Genomic DNA, 13,014 nt, shown 5'->3' on the forward strand with positions numbered 1-13,014 from the left:
TGTTAATATGAAAGCTATAGCTGCATATCCTATGACTGAAGTGCAAAAAGGAATAGCGTATGAATGTTATTTAAATAAAGACAGAGAATTTTATATTAGTCAAATGACAATAGAGCTTTACTATGAAAATATAGAGATTTATAAAGCTGCTTGGGAAAAAATTATTGACAAATATGAAACCTTCAAAACGGCATTTTATTTTGGAGAAATGAAAGATGATGTTCAGGTAGTTAATAATCATATTGATTTCAAATGGGAAGTGTTAACTGATTACAATGGTAGTATAGAAAGTATTGAAGAAAAAGAAAGAAAAAGATTATCAGATATAAAGAAACCCACACTTATTCGTTTTAAACATATTAATAATAATCAGAAAAACTATTTGATTATTACTTTCCATCATATTATTTTAGATGGATGGAGTTTGTCTATAGTCTTGAATGATGTGAATAGACTTTATTATCAATTATTTAATGAAGAAAAATCATATATTTATAATAATACTGAATTCAGTGAATTTATTCAAAATAAATTAACTGCTAACAATGAAAAATCGAATCAATATTTTCAAAATTTACTTACTGATTTTCCTGGATTTAGTTTCCCTTCTCTTACACCAATAGAAAAAGAAGGTTTTGAAACAATAAATAAAATACTCACTCTAGATATGAAAGTCATTAAGAATTTTTGCAAGAAATATAAAATTTCGCTATCTTCACTTTTTAGCTCAGTTTGGTCTTTAGTTGTCTCAGCTTATACAGGTAAAAGTGATATTTTACTGAATAAAACGCATTCTGGACGGGATAGCAAAAAAAAAGAACAAATTGTTGGGTTACTTATTGAAAATTACCCGTCACGATATAAAATTTACGATGATGAGATTCTTACAGATTTCATTGAAAATAATCATATTACTGATATTGAAACAAGAGAAAAGCAAGAATTTTCAATGTACCAAGCAAAAAAATATTTATCAGATATTGGGGTTAATGAATACACAAATTGTGCTTTTGTATATGAAAACTATCCCGTAAATGAAAGTAAATCTTATAAAATATTAAATACATTTGAAAAGCAGTCAAGCGAATTAACTTTATCTGCTGGAGTAATGAATGATCAAGTTTTAGTAAAAATGATGTTTTCATTAGAATTAATAAACAAAGATATAGCATCGGCCTTAATAGAATCCTATACAGTTTTGTTAAGCGAAGTTTTAAAAGATGAGAAACAAACTATCAGTGAAGTGATTAATAAAATTAGATTAAGTAAGGCTTTCGGAGAGGTACTTCCTGTCCCTAAAGATATTCCATTAATAACTCATATTGAGGAGAGAGTGCAAGGGAAAAATGATAACATTGCATTTTACTATAACAATAATGAAATAAACTATAATACTTTAATTAATGAGACAAAAAGATATTCATCCTTATTAAACGATTTAGAGCTTTCCTATGGAGAAACAGTTGCTATTGATTGTGATAGAGCTCCGTATGCAATATGTTTAATGCTTGCATTAGAACAGCATGGCATTCCATTTGTATATTTAGATTCCAAAAATACTAGTGAGAGAAATCGATTTATACTTAATGATTCAAATGCATCTTATCTTTTCTATGATAAAAAAAAGCCGGAATATATAAGTGATATTAAAATTCGGGGAATAAGTATTAGCAGTAAAAATTCATTCAACTTTAAAGGGTCTAACGAGTATTTGACAAAAAACAAAAGAGAAGATTATTTTCAAATAATATATACATCTGGTACTACGGGCAACCCAAAAGGAATAAAAATAACTACGAACAATATCTTTGCCTTGTCAATCAATAATGGATTTTACGATGTTAAAGAAGGAGATATTTTTACTCAAGCTTCTTCATTAGCATTTGATGCATGCTTTTTTGAAATTTGGTTACCCCTTTTAAATAATGGGTCAATTGCTTTTATTCCGGATCCAGTTTTTGATGTACTAAGCTGGAAAGAAGTGCTGAATAAATATAATATTACGGCCTCTTGGTTTACTTCGAGCTTATTTAATGTATTTATTGATCTAGATCCGTATTTATTTTCAAAAATAAGTAATGTATTTGTTGGTGGTGAAGCACTCTCAAGAGGGCATGTTTTGAAAGCCCTTTCAGTTAACCCTAATACTAATTTTTTTAATGGCTATGGACCGACAGAAAATACAACATTTACTACGACATATAAGATACCAACAGATTATAGTGAAAGATCAGCAATTTCAATTGGAAGCTTATTAGCTAATTCAGAAGCGGTTGTTGTTGATGATTCTAATCGAATTGTACCGATATATTCTCAAGGAGAGTTATTGGTTCGTGGGAAAGGGTTATCAAAAGGTTATGTGGAAAACAAAGTTAATGATAATAAAAACTTCTTAGTAGAAATTAATGAGCAAACTTATTACAGAACAGGTGACATTGTAAGCTTTGATGGCCAGCGATTCCATTATATTGATAGAAAAGATAGCCAAGTAAAAATTAATGGGTATAGGGTAGAAGTATTAGAGATTGAAAATAGAATCAAAGAGATAATTGGAGTCAAAAATGCAAAAGTTATGATTGGAGAAGATAAACTGATTACTCTTTTTTATACAGGTGGTATTTCAAAAAGAGAATTAAAGAGTACTTTAGCTAACAAGTTCCCTAGTTATATGAATCCTAAACTTGTATATCAGATAAAGACCATGCCTCTAACTATTAACGGAAAAATTGATAAAGATAAACTTTTAACTATAAAGAATGATAATGACCAAGAAAATTTATCTGAAATAAAAGTTGTGGCTCCAAAATTGAGTGATATTATTTTAAAATATACAGATTCTAAAAATATAGAAAGTGATGCTAGCTTTCATGATTTGGGTATTGATTCCATGAAAACAATCAGATTGAATAAAGAATTAAACAAAATTTTTAATTTGGAAGTATCATTAAAAGACTTTGTTCAGTTTAAAACAATTAATGATGTTCAAGAGTGTTATATGTACGATTTTGAAAATGAATTCAAGCAATCAAACGGCAAATATTTAGGTTTTGCAACAAACATGCAAAAGTCCATGTACTATTACCAATTAGAGCATCCGGAAAATACAATGTTTAATATTCCTTATGTTAGAAAAATCCTTAAAACAGATATGAAAGTTTCAGATTTAAATAATAAAGTAAAACAAGTAATAGGTGATCACAATATATTTAACTCAGCACTTATTGAAGATAAAAATAGCGATTTAATATGGGTAACTCAAAAGAAAAATTTTGAGATAGAACATATTTTTGTGCCGGGACAATTCGATAAGAATAAAATTATAACTTATTTAAATCATTCATTCAATTTAAGTGATGGCTTAGAACCTTTAATAAAAGTAACTTTAATTGAAGAAAAAAGCTATATTTATTTAATTTTTGTAGTTCACCATATTATATTTGATGGTATCTCTCTGGAGAAATTTATCTCTATGATATTCGACGATGAACATTTAGACAATACTAATAACTACTTTCAATATTTGAGTACAAAACAAGATGAAAAAAAGTATAAAAAGGATAAAGAATTTTGGATGGAAAAAGTAGTTAATATAGAGAATTATTTGCGCTTTTATAAAAAGGAATTTAATCATCAAGGAGAAATGCAATATTTTGATATTCCAGAAGAATTAGGCGTACTTATAGAATTGTTCTCACAAAAAAATAATATATCAAAATTTAATCTTTGCTTGAAGTTATATAGTCAATTCTTATTAAACTATTTTAATGAAGATGCTGTATATGTTGGAACTCCATTAAATAAGAGGACGGAAGAATATAAAAATACGATTGGTTTATTTATAGAATTTTTGCCTGTCTTGGATAAAAAAAGTAACATCAATACATTTAAAGAAGATGTACAAAACTTTAAATTAGAACTATTCGATTTATATGATCATAGTGATATAGAATTTCAGGATATAAATAACATACAAGCAACAAGAAATAATTACGAACCTATAACACAAACAACTTTTGCTATGCAAACTTTTTCTGAAAAACATAGCAATGAATTCTATGATGATCTAATTATAAAAAATCACAAATACTCACAGTTTCCATTATCATTAACTATTTATGAATTTACAAATTGTTTGAAGTTACAAGTTGATTATGCTACTGAATTGTTTGCTAGCCAAGAAATTAAATCTCTTATAGATTTATTCTTAATATGGTCAAAAGAGGTATTACTTAAATCAGACATTTGTGTATCAGATATAATTATTAGAGAAACTAAAAAAGAAATAATACCATTACCTACTGAAAATCAAGAAGAATTTAGGTTTGAACAAATAATATATTTAGTAAATGAAAATAATTACGATATACAGATATTAGATGAAAATTCAAATGAAATACCTGAAAATGAAATAGCTAATGTATTTTTAATAAAATTAAAAGTAGAAAGTTCTAATCAAAAAATGACTGAAAATATTAATAAAGTTCATAAATGTCGTTTTTCAGACTCAAGAGATTTAAATAAATCAATGTTAAATACAAGGCTAAAGGGATTTAAAAGTGGAGAATCAATATTTATAAAAGATAATGACGATCAAACATTTAAAGATATAATTCCGTTTTTAAATTGTAATATGAAGAAAAATAATGTAAATGAAAGTAGTTTTAAATTAAATGAGCTAATTCTGAGTGATGTTAAAGAAGCATTTAAAAAGGTATTTAAGATTAAAAATATAAATAATGATGATTCATTTCTTAAATTAGGTGGGGATTCAATCAAGAATATCCAGATTATCTCAGCCTTAAGGAAGAAAAATTACGTTTTATCTACAAATGATTTATTAAATAATCCAAGTGTTTCCCTCTTAACGAAGCATTTACAGAAAAACATAAAAAATAATAATATGGCGGTTAATTATAAATATCTACAAAAATTCAAATTGAATATAATGCAGCAATGGTTCATGAAAAAAGATAAAAAGAATTTTCATCATTTTAACCAATCATTTTTTGAAAACATCAATATTGATGTAACTAAAGATGAATTATTAAAAGCTTTTAAATCTCTGTATTCATCACATGCAATGTTGCGTGCTGTAATTCTAGAAGAGAGAGGAGAATTATTTAATTATATTCAGGAAATTGAAAATTTAAAATATGAGCAAATATTTATTGAATGTAAGAACGAAAAGGAATTCTATAATAAAGCTAAACAAGCTGACTTTTCACTGGATATATACAATGGACCAACATCAAAAATATTATATTTTTTTAATAATCAAAAGAATTGTGTAGGTGTTTATTTTGTTTGTCATCATATGTTTGTTGATACATTTTCAATAAATATAATTAGAAATGAAATTAATGATTTTTTATTGTATACAAAGAGAGCAACAGGAGATATTTCTAATACTGAACTTTTGAATAAAAAAATACAAAACCTACCTAGTATTAATACCATAACAAATCAGAAGAATTTAATTTATTCTTCAAAATCAGGAGTAATTTCAAGGAATATTTCGATAGAAAATAGCAAATATTCACAAGTGAATTTTCCTAAAATACTTGCAAGCAGTATTATTAAAGAAATTTTGACTGATGAGTCTTTGAAACTTGACATTGCTGTTGAAAAGGATTCAAGACTTTCAGAATCTTTAAAAGATTTTAATCTATCCGATACTGTTGGGTGGTACACTGAAATATATAATTTAGATATACAACCAGCTATTTCAGTGGAAGAAGTATACTTAATATTGCAAAAAGAAAGTGATTATAAATTTCATCATAAGATTAATAGCCAAGTATTTTTAAATGTTGTAAATCTTGAAGAAGCCCATGAATATAATGAATTTTTTATCTTTGAAGAAATTCAATCAATTGCTGAAGAAAATATACAATCAATGCCGCCAACAATAAATATTATTAAGCAGGGCTCGAACTTGATGGTAAGCGTAATGAATATCAAAAACTGTGAAGAACATCTTTTAAATGCGATTCATGAATTTAATTGTTATATTCAAAATGTAAATTATTTAAGGTATTTTGCTGATTTAAAAGTAATTGGTAACCCAATTATCCCTTTTAAAGAGTATGCTGAACTAATTAATCAAAAAGAAATTGAAGAAATATATCCTTTGTTTCCATTACAAGAAGAAATGCTGTATTCATCTGTTGGAGATTATTCACAAAGTTATATTAATGAAATTTCTTGGACCACTAAAACTAATATGTCTGATATTATAGAGTCTTTTTCCAAAGTTCACCGAAAATATCAAGCTTTGAGAACTAAGTTTTGGATTTCAGATAATGGCTCAGTGTATCAGGTAATTAAAAGTTCTTTTGTTGAGTTACCGATTAAAATTATAGATTTAAAATATGTAGATTCGAATGAGATAATTGAGAAGATGAATGAAATTAAAGAAAGAACCATTGGAAAATTAAGAGACTTTAAAAATGGTGTAACTCATTATCTTTTAATCATAACTACTCCAAATAATAATAAAAGAATTGTTTGGTTATTCAATCATATTTTATTCGATGGTTGGAGTTTATCGATTCTTATTAATGAAATGTGGAATAAAAAGACTATACTTGGAATCAATGAAGTTTCAAACAGGGACTATGTACTTTGGCTAAATCAAAATAAAGAAACCATTTCTGAGTCAACTGATTTTCAATCACTATTAAGTGAATTCAATGGAGTTTGTAGCAATCTGTTTAATAACAGGGATTTATTACAAAGTTCTAGAGAAGTAAATAGGGAAGTTAGAATTACTTTAGAAAAAGAGCTAACTAATGAAATTTACAAATATGCCAAACATAATGATATAAAAGTTGCTCAAATATTTAACTATCTATGGGGATATATTATTAGCCATCTATCTAAAAAATCTAAAGTAACTTTTGGTCTAGTCGACTCTGGCCGTGAAATAAATGTACCAGATATAGAAAATAAAGTTGGACTATTTATTAAGACATTGCCAATACTTTTTAGCAGAGATGAAGATAAAACAATAATCAATGAGATTAAAAAACTAGAAGAGGTTAAATCTAATATTTTTGCAAATGTAATAAGCATAAGTAAATTAAAACAAAAACTTAACATTCCAAGTTGGCAATTACTTTATGATACGCTTCTTGTAATTGAAAATTTTCCAGAAGTTGAAGAACAACCAGACAGTATTCAAGACTTTTATGCTAGTGAACAATCGAATATGCCATTAAGTATGAGTGTAGGGTTATCAAGTGATATTGTTTTTAAATTAGTATATTCCAGTTCACTTATTTCAGAAGAAGCTATAGAAAAAATAAGTAGTATATTTAAAGCTTTGCTAAAACAAGTATGCTCTCTAAAATATGTACTTAGAGTCAATGATTTGTTAGTACCTGATATTGAGATTAAACTTTCAAATGAAAATGTTGACGAAATCAATTCAGTAAAAAAAGATACAAATAAAAATAACAAGATTTGTGAAGAAGAAATTATCAATCTGTGGGAAGAAATTTTAGGTACACACAGCGTTTCAACTAATGATGATTTCTTTGAAAGTGGTGGCGATTCGTTAAAGCTTTCTAAATTAGTATTTTTATTAAATGAGAAAATGGGATTAAAAATGGATGTTATTAGCTTCTTTCAAGACCCAACAATTCAAAACATTTTAAACAATGCAAACAGTTTAGGCAAGCAGTCAAAAAAATTAATGAAGGGTGATGATATAGAGTTACCTAAATTGCCCTCTACTGAAATCTTAAAAGTAGAAAATAGTAATAATCATGTTTTTATTACAGGAACAACGGGATTGCTAGGGAGCGAATTGTTATATCAACACCTTATAAAAGGATTTAGTGTTTATACAGTTATTAGAGCAGAATGTTCAAAATCAGCAAGAAATAGAGTGTTAAAACAGCTCAAAAAAATATCAGGAAAAATAGAGAAGCTACCCTTAGAAAATTTACATGTGGTTGTTGGGGATATTTCAAAAGAATTTTTCGGAATGTCACAAGAAGAATATGATAAATTATCAAAAACTTGTTCAGTTATTTATAATTGTGCTAGCAACGTGAATTTTATGGCTCCCTATAAGGAAGCATATAAGTCCAATGTTATTGGCGTTGAAAATATAATGAAATTTGCCAATAATAAATTAGTTAAGAAGGTCAACCATATATCGACATTGTCTGTAGTTGGACATGATTATTATTTAATTGAAAATTTGGATGAGGCGCCAATAAGTTATATTAAAACGAAAATACAAGCAGAAAAATTATTGAGAAAATACCGTACAATAAGGAATGGTGTACAAATTTCAAGAGTAGGTCGTTTAAATGGTAACTCTCGTAATAAAATGAGCCCAAGTAAAGATTTGTTTTGGAGATTGATTTTATCCATTGCTCAGATTGGATGTTGTCCTCAAGAATTTTTAGAACAGCAAACAGATTTAACACCTGTGGATGAGGTAGCTAAATGCTTAATGGATTCGAATGCTTCTCATAATGAAAATCAAATTATAAATTATTTTACGAAATCAATGATTTCATTTGGTGAATGTATTCGTATTATTGAAGAGATTATCGATAAAAAAATTAGAAAAGTTTCATTAGAAGATTGGATATTTGAAGCAGAAAATTCGAAGGATAATCATATAAAAATATTAATCCCACTATTTAAAGAAAATATCTTTTATGATTCTGGAGTAAAGGCAATTAAAAATTCAAGTTCTGAAGATATAGGTTATCAAATTAACTACAATATAAATTACAGTATAAGTTATGATTCACTTTATAAATATATCTATAATGCCTTAGAAAGTGAGAGGTTATTATGACAAATATTCAAGTTCTAGCATTTCCTTATGCGTGTGGCTCACTAGATAGTTATTCAAAATTATGCCATATTGATGGAATAGATTTAATAAAGTATGAATTACCAGGTAGACGTTCTAGAATATCTGAGAAATTGGATTCATTAAATTCAGTCATGATAGAGGTTTGTAATGTGATTAATTTTAATTCTCCATATGTCATTTTTGGTCATAGTATGGGGGGATATTTAGCAAATGAATTATGTAGGTTTATTGAGATTAATAAGCTCCATAAACCTCGGAAAGTCATTATTAGTGGGCAATGCCCTGTTGACAACAATAATGATAGCCTAGAAGAATATAATGAACTATCTTTGGATAATACGAAAACTTATATATCATTGTTTAATGGAACTCCTCAAGAAATAATTAATAATAAAGAACTAATGGAATTCTATGGTGAAATATTTTATCAGGATATGCAGTTTATCAATCAATATAAAATGAATAATAGTTCTAAAAAGGTAAAGTCTAATGTTGAAGTTTGGTATAGTGATCAAGATATTCATGTAAAAGAAGAAAATATTATGAAATGGAAGGATTACGCTGTAAATTCATGCAATTTTAAAAAGTTTAAAGGAGATCACTTTTTTATCAATAATATATTTCAAGATCCGAAGTTAACTTTCGAACTCTTGTGTTGCTAATTTATATCTTAAGCTTAGCTAGAAGGAGAGAATTTATATGTCTAAATTGCATTTAAATGAATTATATAAAAAATATAACAATACTCAAAAGCTGATAGAATCAAGTAAAAAGCTTCATGAGTTCTTATTGGACAATGTGAAGAAACATCCAGATAAGATTGCAGTTAGAAACAAAAAAGAAAGTATTACTTATGAACAGCTATACAATAAAATGATTGAGGTAACTAACTTATTTGATTTTAATAATCAGCCAATTGCAATAATGGGATATAAAAATATAGATGTAGTTGGACAAATTTTAGGAGTCTTGAATTCAGGCAATTTCTTTATACCAATTAATCCAGCTTCGCCAGATGAAAGGATAAATTATATTTTAGATAAAACACAAGCGAAAGCGTTCATTGACTGCAAGAACACCTATTTTTTACATGATAAAGTAAATGTCGTCAATACTATTAAACCATTAGTTGGGGATGATTCCCTTGCTTATGTGATTTTTACTTCGGGAACTACTGGAATGCCAAAAGGAGTCATAGAATCTCATTATCAAGTTGTGAACACCATCTTCGATTTAATTGAAAGATTTGATTTAGATGATACTGATTATTTTTTAAATCTATCATCCCTATCATTTGATTTAAGCATTTTTGATATATTTGCCTCAATAATTGTTGGAGGGACATTGCATTTAGTTGAAGATCCTAGAGATTTTAATGAAATTAATATGATTCTTTCAAAATATCCAGTAACGATTTGGAATTCCGTACCTAACTTAATGTATCTTTATTTAAACTCCAATAAAGTTATAGAGAATAAATTAAAACATTGTTTACTAAGTGGAGATTTTATTTCAGTAGGATTAGCTAAACTTTTTTATAAAGAATTACCCAATGTGAATTTGCATAGTTTAGGAGGAGCAACTGAGGGTACTATTTGGTCAATTACTTATAATGTTATGAAAAATGAGGTAAATCAATTGAAATATATTCCCTACGGGTATCCTTTAACCAACCAAACGATATATATATTAAATAATGAACATGATTTTTGTGATGTAGGGGAAGTTGGAGAAATTGCTATTGGTGGAATGGGAGTAGCCCATGGGTATATAAATGACCAGTTTAAAACTAGTAAATCGTTTATACATCATCCTAGATTGGGATATATTTATCTAACTGGTGACTTAGGTATCTATACGGAACATAATTATATTAAAATACTTGGTAGGAAGAATGATGATTTTAAAGTTAATGGTTATCGATTGAGTTTAAGCGAAATTTCCAATAAGTTTAATAAGTGTTTCAATACTGAAAGCCGTATTCTTTTAACAAAAGATACTCCTAAAAAGATGATTATTGCATATGAAGGTGAAATTTCGTCAGATAAAAATGAAATATTAAAAAAATTATCTAACTATTTATTACCTTACGAAATGCCCAATTATGTATTTAAGGTAGAAAGATTTCCTATCACAATTAATGGAAAAACTGATTATAATAAGTTATTTGATATCTACATGGAGCAGCGTCACTTTATACGTAAGAATAAAGATAGTACCGATGATGTGAGTACTGAGCTAAGAAAGATGTTATCTTTGGAACTTGATGTGACAAATATTCAATCTACAGATACTTTGTTAGATTTTGGAGTTGATTCCATTCAAATGATGAGGATTAAGATTTGGATTGAAAATAAAATTGGGCGAGAATTAGAAATGATTGAACTGTATGAAAATAACTCAGTGAAAGAGTTAGAAACTCTATTAACTGAAAGGTGAAACTATAATGCTGATGATTTATATTTATGAAAATAAGAAAAGTGTATTTTCTACAATAGAGACCAAGTTACTTAATTTTATACAGGAAGAAGATTTGAACAAAATCGCCGCTTTATATTACGATAGAGATAAACTAAATTTGCTATATAGTAGATTAGTGGTTTTGTATGGAATGTATAAGCTTAGAGGTATTTCTCCTAATGATGTAAATATATTAAAAGAAAAATACGGTAAACCGTATATTGAGAATAATAACATTTACTTTAATATATCACATTCTGGTAAAGTTGTTTATGTTGCATTTTATGAACATGGTGAAGTAGGAATTGACGTTGAAGAATTAAATGACGTTCCTAATGAAATTATTGAATATTGCTTTCATGAAGAAGAAAAAAAATTAATGAAAAGAGCTAAAAAACGTGAATATAAGAGGCGATTTTATGATATTTGGACAAAAAAAGAAGCATATTTAAAGAAAAAAGGTACTGGTATTTCAGATAATTTAAAAAAAGTAAATGTAACTAAAAAATATGATTTTATTACTTTTGAATGGAATAATTACTATTGTTCGGTTACTGCTGACGGTTTAAAAACATATAGTATTAAAATCATTCAGTTTGAGGAACTAATTCATTTTTTAAAGTCATTTTCTAGTTTTTAAATAGAATTTGAACTAAGAGGCTGTTTTTTAAATAGGACAATTCATTTAAGTTATGGAAGTTAAGTGACGGATGCTTAACTTCTTTTTAAATTAAGATGTGAATAGTCTTGAACCTATGAGCATTCTAAAACACAAATTATCATATATTCCATAGTCAAAAGATAATCTTTTTATTATCTGAATTTTATGTTTAATTATCTCTATAGACCGTTGTAAAGTCTTGAATAATTGATTATATTTCAATTAAGGTTATTATCTGTTTTAATGTTCTAATTATTGGAAGGATCTTTGTACAAAATAGCTGATAAATTAATAGAAAATAAAATTTTAAGTAACTAATTTGTTTGATTTTCTTTTAATAACTTTCTTAATCCATAAACTTTTTATAATTCAATGTATAAGAAAAAGATTGCAATAATTTTTGTATTGATTATAAAGGATTTTATCTGTCTTTCTGAATCGATTTATAATACAAATCACCGACATATTGAGATCTCTATGTAATAAATTGGATTGTATGAAAACAAACTAGATTTATCTTAGTATGTCTGAATAATTGCTAATTTAGATATATAAAGTTCATACACATCAATTGTTATAGCTCTAACTTTTAGTCTAATCATTAATGGATATCGATAGAAATGTTCTTTTAATGATTTAAGTTTATAATTAGCAGCCACATCTACGTTGCGGTATGTCTGTTACATGAATAAAGGCTTATTACCTCTTTTATTTATATTAATCACTTAGTAATTATAGAGATAATTGCGTTATTTTTATATTCAAAATTTAAAAATCGGACTAGTGATTTATTATAGAATTGAAAAAATGAAAATTTTGAATAGTGGTTTTTGTTGTGAAAAATAAAAGTTTATTTCATATTCGTATAACTTTCTAGTCTTTTAAAGACAATGTCACAAACAATCATTTCCACTTTGTCTAAACTAATTATCTATTATGGTATTTTGAAAGTAGCTCATAGAACTCTCATTTGTCTTTTGGTATCGTTACATAATTTTCACACAATTAAGAACGCTTTCACGGACAACGCGTGTTAATCATGCTGTCACCA

At 26.9% G+C, this 13,014-nt stretch carries 4 protein-coding genes; all 4 read left to right on the forward strand.

Annotated features, from left to right (window positions below; all coding sequences use genetic code 11):
• Positions 1 to 7: 7 nt before the first annotated feature.
• Genes lugC through AL499_RS10620 form a run of 4 tightly spaced genes read left to right on the forward strand, consistent with a single transcriptional unit; the run spans position 8 to position 11,942 of the window.
• The gene (gene lugC / locus AL499_RS10605) at positions 8 to 8,821 is read left to right on the forward strand and encodes a lugdunin non-ribosomal peptide synthetase LugC (RefSeq protein ID WP_037540567.1); all 8,814 of its coding nucleotides are present in this window, start codon (positions 8 to 10) and stop codon (positions 8,819 to 8,821) included.
• Positions 8,818 to 9,504: a thioesterase II family protein gene (locus AL499_RS10610; RefSeq protein ID WP_002460022.1), complete on the forward strand. Its 687-nt coding sequence runs from the start codon at positions 8,818 to 8,820 to the stop codon at positions 9,502 to 9,504. Before lugC ends, AL499_RS10610 begins: the two co-directional genes overlap by 4 nt.
• A 37-nt stretch (positions 9,505 to 9,541) precedes the next feature.
• Positions 9,542 to 11,281 carry a lugdunin non-ribosomal peptide synthetase LugD gene (gene lugD, locus AL499_RS10615; protein ID WP_002478846.1) on the forward strand — a complete coding sequence of 580 codons (1,740 nt, stop codon included), beginning with the start codon at positions 9,542 to 9,544 and terminating at the stop codon, positions 11,279 to 11,281.
• 7 nt (positions 11,282 to 11,288) lie between these two features.
• A complete protein-coding gene (locus AL499_RS10620; RefSeq protein ID WP_002478847.1) occupies positions 11,289 to 11,942 on the forward strand; it encodes a 4'-phosphopantetheinyl transferase family protein in 654 nt (217 codons plus the stop codon).
• Positions 11,943 to 13,014 lie beyond the last annotated feature (1,072 nt).

The organism is Staphylococcus lugdunensis, assembly GCF_001558775.1.
Taxonomy (GTDB): domain Bacteria; phylum Bacillota; class Bacilli; order Staphylococcales; family Staphylococcaceae; genus Staphylococcus; species Staphylococcus lugdunensis.

Bases quoted from the DNA above. Each gene is read 5' to 3' on its own strand.
- lugC (WP_037540567.1), top strand. From the start codon at position 8: ATGAAAGCTATAGCTGCATATCCTATGACTGAAGTGCAAAAAGGAATA.
- AL499_RS10610 (WP_002460022.1), top strand. From the start codon at position 8,818: ATGACAAATATTCAAGTTCTAGCATTTCCTTATGCGTGTGGCTCACTA.
- lugD (WP_002478846.1), top strand. From the start codon at position 9,542: ATGTCTAAATTGCATTTAAATGAATTATATAAAAAATATAACAATACT.
- AL499_RS10620 (WP_002478847.1), top strand. From the start codon at position 11,289: ATGCTGATGATTTATATTTATGAAAATAAGAAAAGTGTATTTTCTACA.